This is a genomic window from Bacillus sp. Bvel1, assembly GCF_014872755.1.
In the GTDB taxonomy this organism is placed as follows: domain Bacteria; phylum Bacillota; class Bacilli; order Bacillales; family Bacillaceae; genus Bacillus; species Bacillus velezensis.
Map to the genome: position 1 here is coordinate 1 of NZ_JAAOBZ010000003.1, position 16,145 is coordinate 16,145.

The 16,145-nt window shown below is 45.6% G+C and carries 16 protein-coding genes, 1 rRNA gene and 1 other annotated feature; all 17 genes read left to right on the plus strand.

Features of this window, described 5'->3' with window-relative positions; genetic code table 11:
- Positions 1-76 (plus strand): 5S ribosomal RNA (rrf, locus tag HAP68_RS19730); the annotation flags it as partial.
- Between the two features lie 227 nt (positions 77-303).
- The gene (gene ctsR / locus HAP68_RS00430; protein ID WP_003156396.1) at positions 304-768 is read left to right on the plus strand and encodes a transcriptional regulator CtsR; all 465 of its coding nucleotides are present in this window, start codon (positions 304-306) and stop codon (positions 766-768) included.
- A gap of 13 nt (positions 769-781) precedes the next feature.
- Complete coding sequence (gene mcsA, locus HAP68_RS00435; RefSeq protein ID WP_003156397.1) at positions 782-1,339, plus strand: protein-arginine kinase activator protein McsA; 558 nt, start codon at positions 782-784, stop codon at positions 1,337-1,339.
- Complete coding sequence (gene mcsB, locus HAP68_RS00440) at positions 1,339-2,430, plus strand: protein-arginine kinase McsB (protein ID WP_003156398.1); 1,092 nt, start codon at positions 1,339-1,341, stop codon at positions 2,428-2,430. Before mcsA ends, mcsB begins: the two co-directional genes overlap by 1 nt.
- Positions 2,427-4,859, plus strand: a complete 2,433-nt coding sequence (clpC, locus tag HAP68_RS00445; RefSeq protein ID WP_007410388.1) for an ATP-dependent protease ATP-binding subunit ClpC — start codon at positions 2,427-2,429, stop codon at positions 4,857-4,859. The genes mcsB and clpC overlap by 4 nt, the downstream gene beginning before the upstream one ends.
- 93 nt (positions 4,860-4,952) lie before the next feature.
- Positions 4,953-6,332: a DNA repair protein RadA gene (gene radA / locus HAP68_RS00450; protein ID WP_014304212.1), complete on the plus strand. Its 1,380-nt coding sequence runs from the start codon at positions 4,953-4,955 to the stop codon at positions 6,330-6,332.
- Positions 6,333-6,335: 3 nt separating this feature from the next.
- Positions 6,336-7,418: a DNA integrity scanning diadenylate cyclase DisA gene (disA, locus tag HAP68_RS00455; RefSeq protein ID WP_003156401.1), complete on the plus strand. Its 1,083-nt coding sequence runs from the start codon at positions 6,336-6,338 to the stop codon at positions 7,416-7,418.
- 113 nt (positions 7,419-7,531) lie between these two features.
- Positions 7,532-8,632, plus strand: coding sequence for a PIN/TRAM domain-containing protein (locus HAP68_RS00460; protein ID WP_003156403.1), 1,101 nt, complete (start codon positions 7,532-7,534; stop codon positions 8,630-8,632).
- A 12-nt stretch (positions 8,633-8,644) separates the two neighbouring features.
- Entirely contained in the window at positions 8,645-9,343 is a 699-nt protein-coding gene (gene ispD, locus HAP68_RS00465) for a 2-C-methyl-D-erythritol 4-phosphate cytidylyltransferase (protein ID WP_003156405.1), read from the plus strand.
- Positions 9,336-9,812 carry a 2-C-methyl-D-erythritol 2,4-cyclodiphosphate synthase gene (gene ispF, locus HAP68_RS00470; protein ID WP_003156407.1) on the plus strand — a complete coding sequence of 159 codons (477 nt, stop codon included), beginning with the start codon at positions 9,336-9,338 and terminating at the stop codon, positions 9,810-9,812. The genes ispD and ispF overlap by 8 nt, the downstream gene beginning before the upstream one ends.
- A 91-nt stretch (positions 9,813-9,903) precedes the next feature.
- The gene (gltX, locus tag HAP68_RS00475; RefSeq protein ID WP_015388783.1) at positions 9,904-11,355 is read left to right on the plus strand and encodes a glutamate--tRNA ligase; all 1,452 of its coding nucleotides are present in this window, start codon (positions 9,904-9,906) and stop codon (positions 11,353-11,355) included.
- 2 nt (positions 11,356-11,357) lie between these two features.
- Positions 11,358-11,591: a binding site (T-box leader), on the plus strand.
- Positions 11,592-11,666: 75 nt separating this feature from the next.
- On the plus strand, positions 11,667-12,320 hold the full coding sequence (gene cysE, locus HAP68_RS00480; RefSeq protein WP_003156410.1) for a serine O-acetyltransferase: 654 nt from the start codon (positions 11,667-11,669) through the stop codon (positions 12,318-12,320).
- A complete protein-coding gene (gene cysS, locus HAP68_RS00485) occupies positions 12,317-13,717 on the plus strand; it encodes a cysteine--tRNA ligase (protein ID WP_003156411.1) in 1,401 nt (466 codons plus the stop codon). The genes cysE and cysS overlap by 4 nt, the downstream gene beginning before the upstream one ends.
- Positions 13,718-13,721: 4 nt before the next feature.
- Positions 13,722-14,153, plus strand: a complete 432-nt coding sequence (locus HAP68_RS00490; protein ID WP_003156412.1) for a Mini-ribonuclease 3 — start codon at positions 13,722-13,724, stop codon at positions 14,151-14,153.
- Positions 14,137-14,886: a 23S rRNA (guanosine(2251)-2'-O)-methyltransferase RlmB gene (gene rlmB / locus HAP68_RS00495; RefSeq protein ID WP_003156413.1), complete on the plus strand. Its 750-nt coding sequence runs from the start codon at positions 14,137-14,139 to the stop codon at positions 14,884-14,886. The genes HAP68_RS00490 and rlmB overlap by 17 nt, the downstream gene beginning before the upstream one ends.
- 6 nt (positions 14,887-14,892) lie before the next feature.
- A complete protein-coding gene (rae1, locus tag HAP68_RS00500; protein WP_003156414.1) occupies positions 14,893-15,405 on the plus strand; it encodes a ribosome-dependent mRNA decay endonuclease Rae1/YacP in 513 nt (170 codons plus the stop codon).
- A gap of 62 nt (positions 15,406-15,467) precedes the next feature.
- Entirely contained in the window at positions 15,468-16,124 is a 657-nt protein-coding gene (gene sigH, locus HAP68_RS00505) for an RNA polymerase sporulation sigma factor SigH (RefSeq protein WP_003156415.1), read from the plus strand.
- Positions 16,125-16,145: the final 21 nt, after the last annotated feature.

The window sequence follows — 16,145 nt, forward strand, 5'->3', positions numbered from 1 at the left end:
CGAACACGGAAGTTAAGCTCTTCAGCGCCGATGGTAGTCGGGGGTTTCCCCCTGTGAGAGTAGGACGCCGCCAAGCTATATTTACGGTAAAGGCAGCTCATCATGAGCTGCCTTTTTTGTGTTTTTCTGCATACGTTATATAGTATGAGAAAAGTAACGATATGGCTTTTTGCAAAAGCAGGTTTTATGCTTGTGTAAAGTGGAAATAATAGAGATAGAGCGATACAGTTGAAAAATTTTGCGAAACACCTTATAGTAAGATTAAAGTCAAATATAGTCAAAGTCAATAAAGGAGGGGGTTGAGTGGGACATAATATTTCTGACATCATTGAACAGTACTTGAAACAAGTATTAGATCAAAATGGCAAAGAAATTTTAGAGATCAAACGCAGTGAAATCGCTGATAAATTTCAATGTGTTCCTTCCCAAATAAATTATGTCATCAACACCAGATTTACAAGTGAAAGAGGATATATTGTTGAAAGTAAACGGGGAGGCGGCGGTTATATTCGTATTATCAAAATTAAAATGAATAACGAAGTCGTCCTCATCAATAATATTATTTCGCAGATTCATACCCACTTGTCCCAGGCAGCCTCTGATGACATTATTCTCAGACTGTTAGAGGACGGAGTTATTTCGGAAAGAGAAGCTAAAATGATGGTGAGTGTAATGGATCGTTCAGTGCTATATATTGATTTGCCCGAACGGGATGAACTAAGAGCCAGAATGATGAAAGCAATGCTCACATCTTTAAAACTAAAGTAAGCGGGTGAAAAGATTGATTTGTCAAGAATGCAATGAGAGACCGGCCACTTTTCACTTTACGAAAGTTGTTAATGGAGAAAAGCAAGAAGTTCATATTTGTGAACAATGTGCAAAAGAAAATAGCGATTCATACAGTATAAGTGGAAACCAAGGGTTCTCGATTCATAATTTATTATCAGGACTGCTGAATATGGAGTCCTCATTTCAAAACACCGGTTCTCAAATGTTCGGCTACTCAGAGCAAGGCACAGCTTGCAAGAAATGCGGTATGACGTTTCAGCAGCTGAGAAAAACAGGGCGTTTCGGCTGTGCGGAATGTTACGATACGTTCTACAGCCAAATTACGCCGATCTTGCGAAAAGTTCACAGCGGGAATACGGTGCATGCCGGGAAAATTCCAAAACGAATAGGCGGAAACCTGCATGTAAGACGGCAAATGGAAATGTTAAAAAAAGAACTTGAATCTTTAATACACCACGAAGAGTTTGAAAGAGCAGCGGAGGTCAGGGATCAGATCCGATCGTTAGAGCAGGAATTAAAAAGTACAGACAGTGAGGGGGAACAAGGGTAATGTCGCTCAAGCATTTTATTCAGGACGCACTAAGCAATTGGATGAAGCAAAAGGGACCTGAAAGTGACATTGTACTCAGCAGCCGTATACGGTTGGCCCGAAACTTTGAAAATATAAAGTTTCCCGCCCGGTATACGAATGAAGAAGCCTCATCCATCATTCAGCAATTCGAAGATCATTTTTCAGGTAAGGAACTGCCTGATATCGGTCAATTTCATTTAATCAGAATGAGTGAAGCTCAGCCTTTGGAAAAACGGGTGCTGATGGAGAAACATCTGATCAGCCCGAATTTAACGGAATCTCCTTTTGGCGGCTGTCTGCTTTCTGAAAATGAAGAAGTCAGCATTATGTTAAATGAAGAAGATCATATCAGAATTCAATGCCTCTTCCCCGGCTTCCAGCTTCTCAATGCCATAAAAGCGGCAAACCAGGTTGATGACTGGATTGAGGAGAAAGTGGATTACGCCTTTGGAGAGAAGAGAGGGTACTTAACAAGCTGTCCTACAAATGTAGGGACGGGACTAAGGGCTTCAGTCATGATGCATTTGCCGGGCCTTGTATTAACTAGGCAAATGAATCGAATTATCCCGGCAATTAACCAATTAGGCTTAGTTGTTAGAGGAATTTACGGTGAAGGCAGCGAAGCATTAGGAAATATCTTTCAAATTTCAAATCAAATCACACTCGGAAAATCAGAACAGGACATTGTAGATGATTTAAACAGTGTGGCTGCCCAGCTGATTGAGCAGGAACGTTCAGCCCGAGAAGCGCTTTACCAAACTTCGAAAATTGAATTGGAGGACCGGGTATTCAGATCTTACGGCGTTTTATCCAACTGCCGTATGATTGAATCAAAGGAAACGGCGAAATGCCTTTCTGACGTTCGGCTGGGGATAGACCTTGGGATCATCAAAGGGCTATCAAGCAATATACTTAATGAACTGATGATTTTGACACAGCCGGGTTTTCTCCAGCAATATTCGGGCGGTGCATTACGGCCGAACGAAAGAGACGCGAGAAGAGCGGCGCTTATCAGGGAAAGGCTGCATTTAGAAATGAGTGCAAATAGACAGGAGGATGATTCGATATGATGTTTGGAAGGTTTACAGAGCGAGCTCAAAAGGTATTGGCACTGGCACAGGAGGAAGCACTGCGCTTAGGCCATAACAATATTGGAACTGAACATATCTTATTAGGTCTGGTTCGTGAAGGAGAAGGGATTGCGGCTAAAGCACTCCAAGCACTCGGACTCGGTTCGGATAAAATTCAGAAAGAAGTGGAGAGCTTAATCGGACGGGGACAGGAAATGTCTCAAACGATTCATTATACGCCAAGAGCAAAAAAAGTCATTGAGCTCAGCATGGATGAAGCCAGAAAGCTAGGACATTCTTATGTGGGAACAGAACACATACTTCTCGGATTGATCCGTGAAGGAGAAGGCGTGGCGGCGAGAGTTCTGAATAATCTCGGTGTCAGCTTGAATAAAGCGAGACAGCAAGTGCTGCAGCTTCTGGGAAGCAATGAGACGGGGTCTTCTGCATCCGGTACCAACAGCAATGCAAACACGCCGACGCTTGACAGTCTGGCGCGTGATTTAACTGCGATTGCGAAGGAAGACAGTCTTGATCCGGTTATCGGGCGAAGCAAAGAAATTCAGCGTGTTATTGAGGTATTAAGCCGCAGAACGAAAAATAATCCCGTTCTTATCGGAGAACCGGGTGTAGGTAAAACTGCGATTGCTGAAGGCCTCGCACAGCAGATCATCAATAATGAAGTGCCGGAAATTTTACGTGATAAACGCGTAATGACGTTAGACATGGGTACGGTTGTAGCCGGTACGAAATACCGCGGAGAATTTGAAGACCGCTTGAAAAAAGTAATGGATGAAATACGTCAGGCCGGCAATATTATTTTATTCATTGACGAACTGCATACACTGATCGGAGCGGGGGGAGCAGAAGGTGCGATTGACGCATCGAATATCTTAAAACCTTCACTGGCCCGCGGAGAGCTTCAATGCATCGGTGCCACAACGCTTGATGAATACCGTAAATATATCGAAAAAGACGCGGCTCTCGAGCGCCGTTTCCAGCCGATTCAGGTGGATCAGCCGTCAGCCGATGAAAGCATTCAAATTTTAAAAGGGCTCCGTGACCGCTATGAAGCGCATCACCGCGTATCCATTACCGATGAAGCGATCGAAGCCGCGGTTAAATTGTCCGACCGTTATATTTCTGACCGCTTCCTTCCGGATAAAGCGATCGATTTAATTGATGAAGCCGGTTCAAAAGTGCGTCTCCGTTCTTTCACAACGCCTCCGAACTTAAAAGAGCTTGAGCAGAAACTCGATGAAGTTCGCAAGGAAAAAGACGCTGCCGTTCAGAGCCAGGAGTTTGAAAAAGCGGCTTCCCTTCGTGATACGGAGCAGCGCCTGAGAGAACAGGTGGAAGACACGAAAAAAACCTGGAAAGAAAAACAAGGCCAGGAGAACTCCGAAGTTTCTGTAGAGGATATCGCGATGGTTGTATCCAGCTGGACCGGGGTGCCCGTATCTAAAATTGCCCAAACGGAAACAGATAAGCTTCTCAATATGGAAAGCATTCTGCATTCCCGCGTCATCGGCCAGGATGAAGCCGTTGTAGCCGTGGCAAAGGCTGTCAGACGTGCAAGAGCCGGACTGAAGGACCCGAAACGTCCGATTGGTTCATTCATCTTCTTAGGCCCTACAGGCGTTGGGAAGACAGAGCTGGCAAGAGCGCTGGCGGAATCCATTTTCGGTGATGAGGAAGCGATGATCAGAGTGGATATGTCCGAATACATGGAGAAACACTCGACTTCACGTCTTGTCGGTTCTCCTCCGGGATATGTCGGCTATGATGAAGGCGGCCAGCTGACAGAAAAAGTGAGAAGAAAACCTTACTCTGTCGTATTGCTTGATGAAATTGAAAAAGCACACCCTGATGTGTTTAACATTCTCCTGCAAGTGCTTGAAGACGGACGCTTGACTGATTCAAAAGGACGCACTGTGGATTTCCGCAACACGATCCTGATTATGACGTCAAACGTCGGGGCGAGCGAGCTGAAGCGCAACAAATATGTAGGCTTCAATGTCCAGGATGAATCACAAAACCATAAAGACATGAAAGACAAAGTCATGGGAGAGTTGAAGCGTGCCTTCAGACCTGAGTTTATCAACCGGATTGACGAAATTATCGTCTTCCACTCCCTTGAGAAAAAACATCTTACAGACATCGTGTCGCTTATGTCTGATCAGTTAACAAAACGTCTGAAAGAACAAGATCTCTCTATCGAGCTGACGGATGCTGCCAAAGCAAAAGTAGCAGAAGAGGGCGTCGATTTGGAATACGGCGCACGTCCGTTAAGAAGAGCGATTCAAAAGCATGTGGAGGACCGGTTATCAGAAGAACTCCTCAGAGGCAATATTGATAAAGGCCAGCACATTGTTCTTGATGTTGAGGACGGCGAATTTGTCGTAAAAACAACTGCTAAAACGAACTAATATAGTGACAAACATGAGGCATACGTAAGCGAGTGTATGCCTCACTTTGTTATATAGAGAAATATTCGATAAGGAAGAGGTCTTACAACATATATGGCTAAATCAAAAACAAAATTCATCTGCCACTCATGCGGTTATGAATCCGCAAAATGGATGGGAAAGTGCCCGGGCTGCGGGGCTTGGAATACAATGGTGGAAGAAACCATAAAAAAAGCGCCGGCGAATCGGCGGGCGGCTTTCTCCCACTCCGTTCAAACCGTCCAGAAACCATCACCCATTACATCAATTGAAACATCAGAAGAACCCCGCGTTCAAACAAAGCTCGAAGAATTCAACAGAGTGCTTGGCGGCGGCGTTGTGAAAGGCTCGTTAGTATTGATCGGCGGCGATCCCGGGATCGGAAAATCAACGCTCCTTCTCCAAGTATCCGCACAATTAGCAGATACGGCCGGCAGCGTGCTTTACATTTCAGGGGAAGAATCCGTGAAGCAAACGAAGCTGCGCGCCGACAGACTTGGAATCAACAGCCAAATGTTACATGTTTTATCTGAAACCGATATGGAGTATATTTCGTCTGCTATACAAGAGATGAAACCCGCATTTGTTGTCGTAGACTCCATTCAGACCGTTTACCAAAGTGATATCACCTCAGCTCCCGGCAGTGTATCACAAGTAAGAGAGTGTACGGCCGAATTGATGAAAATCGCGAAAACAAACGGCATACCTATTTTTATCGTCGGACACGTCACAAAAGAAGGATCGATCGCAGGGCCGAGATTGCTTGAGCACATGGTCGATACCGTTCTATACTTTGAAGGAGAGCGGCATCATACATTCCGTATTTTGCGGGCCGTAAAAAACCGTTTCGGCTCAACAAATGAAATGGGCATCTTTGAAATGCGGGAAGAGGGGCTTACGGAAGTGCTCAACCCTTCTGAAATTTTCTTGGAAGAGCGTTCTGCCGGGGCATCGGGTTCGAGTATCGTTGCGTCAATGGAAGGAACGAGACCGATTCTGGTTGAAATCCAGGCGCTCATATCACCGACCAGTTTTGGAAACCCGCGCCGCATGGCTACAGGCATTGACCACAACAGGGTATCGTTAATTATGGCTGTGCTTGAGAAGCGTGTGGGTCTTTTGCTTCAAAATCAAGATGCATATTTAAAAGTCGCCGGCGGGGTCAAACTGGATGAACCGGCGATTGATTTGGCAGTAGCCGTCAGCATTGCCTCAAGCTTCAGAGATACACCGCCGAATCCCGCAGATTGCTTTATCGGTGAAGTGGGACTGACAGGAGAAGTCCGCAGGGTGTCAAGAATCGAACAGCGCGTAAAAGAAGCGGCGAAACTCGGCTTCAAGCGCATGATCATACCTGAGGCGAATGCAGACGGGTGGACAATACCAAAAGGGATTGAGGTTGTCGGAGTAGCAAATGTTGCAGAAGCGCTTCGTACTTCATTAGGAGGATCATAATAGATGGAAAAAGAGAAAAAAGGGGCGAAACAAGAGCTTGACCTGTCTGCAATTCTGCAGTTCGTTGCACCGGGCACCCCGCTCAGAGCCGGGATAGAGAATGTACTTCGGGCAAATACAGGCGGCCTGATTGTTGTCGGATACAATGATAAGGTAAAGCAAGTCGTGGATGGCGGTTTTCATATTAATACATCATTTGCGCCCGCTCACTTATACGAGCTGGCCAAAATGGACGGTGCCATTATTTTAAGTGATTCCGGCCAGAAAATTCTTTATGCGAATACGCAGCTTATGCCGGAGGCGACCATTTCTTCTTCAGAAACGGGAATGAGGCACCGTACGGCGGAACGGGTGGCGAAGCAGACCGGCTGTCTCGTCATCGCCATTTCTGAGCGCAGAAATGTCATTACGTTATATCAGGACAGCATGAAGTACACACTAAAGGACATAGGTTTTATTTTAACAAAGGCAAATCAGGCCATTCAAACGCTCGAGAAGTATAAAACCATTTTAGACAAAACAATTACGGCTCTAAACGCATTAGAGTTTGAGGAGCTTGTGACATTCAGTGACGTGCTGTCTGTCATGCATCGGTATGAAATGGTGCTCCGAATAAAAAATGAAATCAATATGTATATTAAAGAACTCGGAACGGAAGGTCACTTAATCCGTCTGCAGGTGATTGAACTGATTACGGACATGGAAGAAGAGGCGGCACTTTTCATCAAAGACTATGTCAAAGAAAAAATCAAAGATCCGTTCGTGCTGTTAAAAGAGCTCCAGGATATGTCCAGCTATGATCTGCTGGATGATTCCATTCTGTTTAAACTGCTTGGATACCCGGCTTCTACGAATCTTGATGATTATGTGCTCCCGAGAGGCTACAGGCTGCTGAACAAAATTCCGCGTCTGCCGATGCCGATTGTTGAAAATGTGGTTGAGGCGTTCGGATTTTTGCCAAGCATAACGGAAGCCACTGTAGAAGAGCTTGATGATGTCGAGGGTATCGGCGAAGTGCGCGCCCAAAAAATCAAAAAAGGCTTAAAACGCCTTCAGGAAAAACACTATATAGATAGACAGCTTTAAGTATCGCTTAAACCTGTCGGAATCCGGGTATATTATTGTTAGTTTTTGTTTATTCTGAATTTGTAGGCTCTGACAGTCTGCTGAAAAAATGCTACTTAAAAGGAGGTGGAGGTATGTTAAAACGAATAGTTCAGGCGTTCTTCATTATTGTGGGCGGCGTTGTCGGTATCTTTTTAATACCTGAATTGTTTGTGCTGTCAAATATACAGGACATACCTTTAATAACAAACGCATATACGTCTGCTGCAATTGGTGCTATTATCTTTTTTCTCATCAGTATATGGACGACAGAATATGTGATTAATTGGGTAAAATGGATTGAAGATTCTTTGCTGAGAGCTCCGGTGCCGGATCTGTTATTCGGGAGTCTCGGATTGGTTTTTGGACTTATCATCGCATATCTCATTGTAAACGTGATTCCGCTGGACAATATTCCGTACCGTATATTCAGCACCATCATTCCGGTCTTTCTGGCTTTCTTTCTCGGTTATCTGGGCTTCCAAGTCGGATTTAAGAAAAAGGATGAACTGATCAGTCTTTTCTCCATTTCTGCAAGAATGCAGAAGAAAAAGGGAAGTGCTGATGAGGAGCAGGAAGAACAGGATAAAAGGCTGAAAATCTTGGATACAAGTGTTATTATTGATGGGAGAATTGCAGATATTTGTCAGACGGGCTTTTTAGAAGGCGTCATTGTCATTCCTCAATTTGTGCTGGAGGAATTACAGCATATCGCTGATTCTTCAGATGTTTTAAAACGTAACAGAGGACGCCGCGGACTGGATATCTTGAATCGCATTCAAAAGGAACTGGATATTACGGTTGAAATTTATGAAGGCGACTTCGAAGACATTCAGGAGGTTGACAGCAAGCTTGTCAAACTTGCGAAGCTGACATCCGGTGTCGTTGTGACGAATGATTTTAATTTAAATAAAGTATGCGAGCTTCAAAAGGTTGCGGTACTGAATATTAATGACCTTGCAAACGCGGTGAAGCCGGTTGTGCTTCCGGGCGAAGAGATGAATGTGCAGGTGATTAAGGACGGGAAAGAGCATAATCAAGGTGTGGCTTACTTAGATGACGGCACAATGATTGTTGTGGAAGAAGGCCGCAATTATATAGGGAAACATATTGATGTGCTCGTAACCAGCGTACTGCAGACAGCGGCGGGACGAATGATTTTTGCCAAGCCCAAGCTGCTTGAGAAAGCTCTTTAAGAGGGAGTTCATATGGAGTATGTTGTCGTTATTCCGGCTGCCGGACAAGGAAAACGGATGAAGGCCGGGAAAAATAAGCTGTTCATCAGCTTAAAAGGTGCGCCCGTTATTATACACACACTGCGGGTTTTTGAAAGCCACGCACCCTGTCAGAAAATAATCCTGGTGATAAACGAGAGTGAACGGGAAGATTTTCGCCAGCTGCTGGCCCAATTTCCGATTCAGACGGAAATTGAGCTTGTTACCGGAGGTGCGGAGCGTCAGCACAGTGTATACGAAGGACTGAAAGTGATTGATAAGGAATCGGTCGTCCTTGTTCATGACGGAGCGCGCCCGTTTGTCACACATCAGCATATCGATAAGCTCGTTGAAACAGCAGAGGAGGCGGGAGCGGCTGTCCTGGCTGTTCCTGTGAAAGACACGATAAAACGGGCGGAAGGCTCCCGGGCTGCGGAGACCTTTGATCGTTCAAGCTTGTGGGCCGTTCAAACGCCGCAAGCTTTTCGTCTTTCTTTATTGAAGACGGCGCATATGGAAGCGGAAAACAAAGGCTTCTTAGGTACGGATGACGCCAGCCTCGTCGAGCGTCTTGATGGATATCAGGTGAGTATCGTTGAAGGCAGCTATACCAATATTAAGCTGACAACGCCGGATGACCTGATATTTGCGGAAGCAATCATGAAAGCGGAAAGTGGGAATCATAATGTTTAGAATCGGACAAGGATTTGATGTGCATCAATTAACGGAAGGCCGTCCGCTCATCATCGGCGGAATTGAAATTCCTTATGAAAAGGGACTGCTCGGACATTCAGATGCTGATGTATTGCTGCATACAGTCGCAGACGCGTGTCTCGGAGCGGCAGGTGAAGGAGATATCGGCAAGCATTTCCCGGATACTGATCCGGAATTCAAGGATGCTGATTCTTTTAAGCTGCTTCAGCATGTCTGGAACATTGTAAAAGAAAAAGGGTACGTACTCGGAAATATAGACTGCACGATTATTGCGCAAAAGCCGAAAATGGCGCCGCATATTGATGCTATGAGAAAACGGATAGCGGAAGGCCTTGAGGCGGACGTCTCTCAAGTAAACGTAAAAGCGACGACGACTGAAAAGCTCGGGTTTACCGGAAGAGCCGAAGGAATTGCCGCTCAGGCAACCGTTCTGATTCAAAAAGCCTGATCATTGTTTTGATGCCGGGTCTATTTGGTGGTAGAATAGATACATATATTCGGCTAGAGGCTACAGACGAGATGAAAGGAAGTATTTGAACATGGGAAATGAAGTACGCGTTCGTTATGCACCGAGTCCGACCGGACATTTGCATATCGGTAACGCCAGAACGGCGCTTTTTAACTATTTATTTGCCCGCAGCCAAGGCGGAAAGTTTATTATCCGGATTGAGGATACGGACAAAAAGCGAAATATTGAAGGCGGAGAGCAAAGTCAGCTTAACTATTTGAAATGGCTCGGCATGGACTGGGATGAAAGTGTGGATGTCGGCGGAGAATACGGCCCGTACCGCCAGTCTGAGCGTAACGACATTTACAAAGAGTACTATGAAGAGCTTCTTGAAAAAGGGCTTGCTTATAAATGTTTCTGTACGGAAGAAGAACTTGAAAAAGAACGTGAAGAGCAAATCGCCCGCGGGGAAATGCCGCGCTATTCCGGCAAACACAGAAACCTGACTCAGGAAGAGCAGGAGCAGTTTTTAGCCGAAGGCAGACAGCCGAGCATCCGTTTCCGCGTGCCGGAAGGGAAAATCATCGCATTTAACGATATCGTAAAAGGCGAGATTTCTTTTGAATCAGACGGCATCGGCGACTTTGTCATCGTCAAAAAAGACGGAACACCGACGTATAACTTTGCCGTCGCGATTGACGATTACTTAATGAAAATGACGCACGTGCTCCGCGGTGAGGATCACATTTCAAATACACCGAAACAGATCATGATTTTCCAGGCATTCGGCTGGGATATTCCTGTCTTCGGACATATGACGCTTATCGTAAACGAAAGCCGCAAAAAATTAAGTAAACGTGATGAATCAATTATCCAGTTTATTGAGCAGTATGATGAGCTGGGTTACCTGCCTGAAGCGCTGTTTAACTTTATCGGACTTCTCGGCTGGTCTCCCGTCGGTGAAGAAGAGCTTTTCACAAGAGAACAATTCATTGAAATTTTTGATGTAAATCGTTTGTCTAAGTCACCGGCTCTGTTTGATATGCATAAACTGAAATGGGTCAACAACCAATACGTCAAAGCGCTGGATCTTGATCAAGTGGTTGAGCTGACCCTGCCGCACCTGCAAAAAGCAGGAAAAGTCGGCACTGAGCTTTCTGCCGAAGAACAGGAATGGGTTCGTAAATTAATCTCTCTTTACCATGAGCAATTGAGCTACGGCGCTGAAATTGTCGAGCTTACTGATTTGTTCTTTAAAGATGAGATCGAGTATAATCAAGAGGCAAAAGCCGTTCTGGAAGAAGAACAGGTGCCTGAAGTGCTCAGCGTATTTGCTGCGAAGCTTGAAGAGCTTGAAGAATTTACGCCTGAGCTGATCAAAGCCTCAATCAAAGCTGTTCAGAAAGAAACAGGCCATAAAGGCAAAAAGCTGTTCATGCCGATTCGTGTAGCGGTTACCGGTCAGACACACGGTCCGGAGCTTCCGCAGGCCATTGAGCTGATCGGCAGAGAAACAGCCGTCAGACGCCTGAAAAGCATTTAAATATACGATTGTTGACAGGGAAGAGTATAAAACAATGACCATTACAGAAAGAATCTTCATCGGCTGAGAGAGATTCATGCGTCATGTTTTAGAAGTGCGCCCTTAAGACCTTTGAAGAACATTTCTGCGGAAATCAGTATTTAAAGGCGGCCGCCGCCGTTACCGGCTTTTAAGTTGGGAAAACAGTGACTTGTTTTTCAAACAGAGTGGAACCGCGCGGTAAAAGCGTCTCTGTCATGTCTACATGCAGAGGCGCTTTTTTTTATAGGCGGAAAAACAGACTGGAGCGGGGAGAGAATGGGGGGAAGCATGTGTTTTTTAAAATGCTAAAAGAAGACATAGATACAGTGTTCGATCAAGATCCGGCAGCAAGAAGCTATTTCGAAGTTGTTTTAACTTATTCTGGTTTACATGCTATATGGGCGCATCGGATTGCACATGCTTTATATAAACGGAGATTTTTCTTCCTGGCGCGCCTGATATCACAGATTGCCCGTTTCTTTACCGGAATTGAAATCCATCCCGGCGCGACCATCGGGAGAAGGTTTTTCATTGACCACGGTATGGGGGTCGTCATAGGGGAAACATGTGAAATCGGCAATAACGTGACGGTATTCCAAGGTGTCACTCTCGGGGGAACGGGAAAAGAAAAGGGGAAGCGGCATCCGACCATAAAAGATGATGCTTTAATTGCAACCGGAGCGAAGGTGCTCGGCTCTATTACGGTCGGGCAGGGGTCTAAAGTAGGGGCCGGCTCCGTTGTGCTTCGTGATGTTCCCGACTTTTCGACCGTTGTCGGCATACCGGGGAAAGTCGTCATTCAGAACGGAAGAAAAATCAAACGCGATCTCAATCACCAAGACTTGCCCGATCCGGTTGCTGACCGGTTTAGAGCATTGGAGCAGCAGATTTTTGAACTGCAGGCTGAACTGGAAGATAAAAAAGAAAGGATCAACCAAAAATGACCATTACACTTTATAATACATTGACACGGAAAAAGGAAACATTCGTTCCTCTTGAGGAAGGCAAAGTAAAAATGTACGTGTGCGGGCCGACTGTATACAACTATATTCATATCGGAAACGCCCGTCCGGCGATTGTGTATGATACCGTACGCAACTATTTGGAGTATAAAGGATACGATGTTCAATACGTATCGAATTTCACCGATGTTGACGACAAACTGATTAAGGCGGCCAACGAGCTCGGCGAGGACGTCCCGACCGTTTCTGAACGGTTCATTAAAGCGTATTTTGAAGACGTGGGCGCCCTCGGATGCCGGAAAGCGGATCTTCACCCCCGGGTCATGGAAAACATGGACGCCATTATTGAATTTGTCAGCGAGCTGATTAAAAAAGGCTACGCTTATGAATCAGAAGGCGACGTCTATTTCAAAACAAGGGCCTTCGAAGGCTACGGCAAGCTATCTCAGCAATCAATTGATGAACTCAGATCAGGCGCGCGTATCCGTGTCGGCGAGAAGAAAGAGGATGCGCTGGACTTTGCGCTTTGGAAAGCTGCTAAGGACGGAGAAATTTCATGGGATAGCCCTTGGGGAAAAGGCCGCCCGGGCTGGCATATTGAATGCTCCGCAATGGTGAAAAAGTATTTGGGTGACGAAATCGATATTCACGCCGGCGGTCAGGACCTGACATTCCCGCACCATGAAAACGAAATCGCGCAATCTGAAGCATTAACAGGCAAGACATTCGCAAAATACTGGCTTCACAACGGATATATCAATATCGATAATGAGAAAATGTCAAAATCGCTCGGCAACTTTGTTTTGGTGCACGATATCATTAAGCAATATGACCCGCAGCTTTTGAGATTTTTCATGCTGTCCGTTCATTACCGCCACCCGATCAACTATTCGGAAGAGCTGCTTGAGAAAACAAAAAACGCGTTTAACCGCCTGAAGACGGCATACAGTAATTTAAACCATCGTTTGATTAGCAGCACGAATCTGACTGACAATGATGAGGAATGGCTCGCTAAAATCGAAGAGCACCGCACTGCGTTTGAAGAAGCAATGGATGATGATTTTAATACGGCGAATGCGATTTCCGTTTGGTTTGATCTGGCGAAGCTCGCCAATTACTACATGCAGGAAGACAATACGGCGGATCACGTCATTAAAGCCTTTATCAGCATGTTTGACAGAATCGGATCTGTTCTCGGACTTACGCTCGGCGAAGAAGAGCTTGTCGACGAAGAGATTGAAGAGTTGATTGAGAAGAGAAATGAAGCCCGCCGCAATCGCGATTTCGCTTTGTCAGACCAGATTCGCGATCAGCTGAAAAGCATGAATATCATTCTTGAAGATACAGCCCAGGGAACTCGCTGGAAGCGGGGAGAATAAGCGGATGCTTCAATTTGAACAAATCAAAGATTCAAAGCAGTTAAACGGTCTTGCGCTTGCTTATATGGGTGATGCCATTTTTGAAATATACGTCCGGCATCACCTGCTTAAGCAGGGCTTTACGAAACCGAATGACCTTCATAAGAAGGCGAGCCGGATTGTATCGGCAAAATCACAGGCAGACATATTGTTCCGCCTTCAGGACGAATCCTTTTTCACGGAGGAAGAGGAAGCCGTGCTGAGAAGAGGCAGAAACGCGAAATCAGGGACCACGCCTAAAAACACAGATGTACAGACGTACCGCCATAGTACAGCTTTTGAGGCTTTACTCGGATACCTTTTTCTTGAGAAAAGAGAAGAAAGACTGAATCAGCTGATTGCTGAGGCTATACAAGTCGGGACGTCAGGGAGGAAAACAAATGAGTCAGCAACATGATTACGTCATAGGAAAAAACGCTGTGATTGAGACGTTAAAGTCAGATCGCAAGCTGTATAAGTTATGGATGGCGGAAAACACAGTAAAAGGACAGGCGCAGCAAGTTATGGAGCTTGCTAAAAAGCGCGGCGTCACCATTCAATTTGTACCGAGGAAAAAACTCGATCAGATGGTGGAGGGGCAGCATCAGGGTGTTGTCGCCCAGGTGGCGGCATATGAATATGCACAATTAGACGAATTATATAAAAGAGCGGAAGAGAGAAACGAACAGCCTTTCTTTCTCATATTGGACGAGCTGGAAGACCCTCATAATCTCGGTTCCATCATGAGAACGGCTGACGCTGTCGGTGCACACGGCATTGTGATTCCGAAACGCAGAGCGGTCGGACTGACATCGACGGTCGCAAAAGCTTCGACCGGTGCGATTGAACACATTCCCGTCGTGAAGGTGACCAACCTTGCCCGGACACTTGATGAAATGAAGGAGCGGGGGATTTGGGTCGTCGGAACGGATGCATCCGCCCGGGAAGACTACCGCTCTATGGACGGCAAGATGCCTTTGGCGCTCGTTATCGGAAGCGAAGGCAGAGGAATGGGCCGGCTTGTGAAAGAGAAATGTGATTTTCTCATTAAACTTCCGATGGCCGGAAAAGTCACGTCTCTGAATGCGTCGGTAGCGGCCGGCCTTCTCATGTATGAAGTCTACCGGAAGCGCAATCCTTTAGGGGAATAAAGACAGATGGACATCCTGTTAGTAGACGGATACAACATGATTGGAGCTTGGCCGCAGCTAAAGGATTTAAAAGCGAACAGTTTTGAAGAAGCGAGAGATGTACTGATCCAGAAGATGGCGGAATATCAGTCCTACACGGGAATCAGAGTCATTGTGGTGTTTGACGCACATCTGGTAAAAGGCATAGAGAAAAAACAAACGAATCACAGAGTCGAAGTGATTTTTACACGGGAGAATGAGACGGCGGATGAGCGGATCGAGAAACTTGCCCAGGCGCTGAATAATATTGCGACACAGATTCATGTCGCAACCTCCGATTATACGGAGCAGTGGGCGATTTTCGGACAAGGGGCTCTCCGCAAATCCGCCCGGGAGCTTCTGAGGGAAGTGGATACGATAGAACGGCGGATTCAAAGGCGGGTTTCAAAGATCACTTCTGAAAAACCACCGGGTAAAATCGAGCTGTCCGAAGAGGTTTTGAAAACGTTTGAAAAGTGGCGCCGAGGCGGTCTGGATTAGGTTGACGCTTTTTCGCCCATTAATGTATAATATTTCTATCTACGTGCGCCGGGGGGATCGCAGTGAATCTACAGAACAGCAAGGGAAAGTTCAACAAAGTGCAATTTTGCCAGTTGGAGGACGAGCAGGTCATTGAAAAGGTTCATGTTGGGGATAGTGATGCGTTAGATTACTTGATTACGAAGTACCGTAATTTTGTACGGGCGAAAGCAAGGTCTTATTTTTTAATAGGGGCCGACAGAGAAGATATTGTACAGGAAGGGATGATAGGCTTATATAAGTCTATCCGAGACTTTAGAGAGGACAAGCTTACTTCATTTAAAGCTTTTGCAGAATTATGCATTACCCGCCAGATTATTACCGCAATAAAGACAGCTACCCGTCAGAAACACATTCCTTTAAATTCCTATGTTTCTTTAGACAAACCTATTTTTGATGAAGAATCTGACAGAACACTGCTTGATGTCATTTCAGGCGCTAAAACGTTAAATCCTGAAGAGATGATTATTAATCAGGAAGAATTTGATGATATCGAAATGAAAATGGGAGAACTGCTGAGCGATCTGGAGAGAAAGGTGCTTGTTCTGTACTTGGACGGAAGAAGTTACCAGGAAATTTCAGATGATTTAAACCGACACGTAAAATCAATCGATAATGCCCTGCAGCGCGTGAAGCGCAAGCTTGAAAAGTATTTGGAAATAAGAGAAATCAGTCTGTAGCGGGTTTCTGTGTCATATTGA

Coding starts and splice junctions, on each gene's coding strand:
- disA (WP_003156401.1), top strand. CDS start 6,336: ATGGAAAAAGAGAAAAAAGGGGCGAAACAAGAGCTTGACCTGTCTGCA.
- cysS (WP_003156411.1), top strand. CDS start 12,317: ATGACCATTACACTTTATAATACATTGACACGGAAAAAGGAAACATTC.
- gltX (WP_015388783.1), top strand. CDS start 9,904: ATGGGAAATGAAGTACGCGTTCGTTATGCACCGAGTCCGACCGGACAT.
- ispD (WP_003156405.1), top strand. CDS start 8,645: ATGGAGTATGTTGTCGTTATTCCGGCTGCCGGACAAGGAAAACGGATG.
- HAP68_RS00490 (WP_003156412.1), top strand. CDS start 13,722: ATGCTTCAATTTGAACAAATCAAAGATTCAAAGCAGTTAAACGGTCTT.
- rlmB (WP_003156413.1), top strand. CDS start 14,137: ATGAGTCAGCAACATGATTACGTCATAGGAAAAAACGCTGTGATTGAG.
- ispF (WP_003156407.1), top strand. CDS start 9,336: ATGTTTAGAATCGGACAAGGATTTGATGTGCATCAATTAACGGAAGGC.
- rae1 (WP_003156414.1), top strand. CDS start 14,893: ATGGACATCCTGTTAGTAGACGGATACAACATGATTGGAGCTTGGCCG.
- HAP68_RS00460 (WP_003156403.1), top strand. CDS start 7,532: ATGTTAAAACGAATAGTTCAGGCGTTCTTCATTATTGTGGGCGGCGTT.
- clpC (WP_007410388.1), top strand. CDS start 2,427: ATGATGTTTGGAAGGTTTACAGAGCGAGCTCAAAAGGTATTGGCACTG.
- radA (WP_014304212.1), top strand. CDS start 4,953: ATGGCTAAATCAAAAACAAAATTCATCTGCCACTCATGCGGTTATGAA.
- mcsB (WP_003156398.1), top strand. CDS start 1,339: ATGTCGCTCAAGCATTTTATTCAGGACGCACTAAGCAATTGGATGAAG.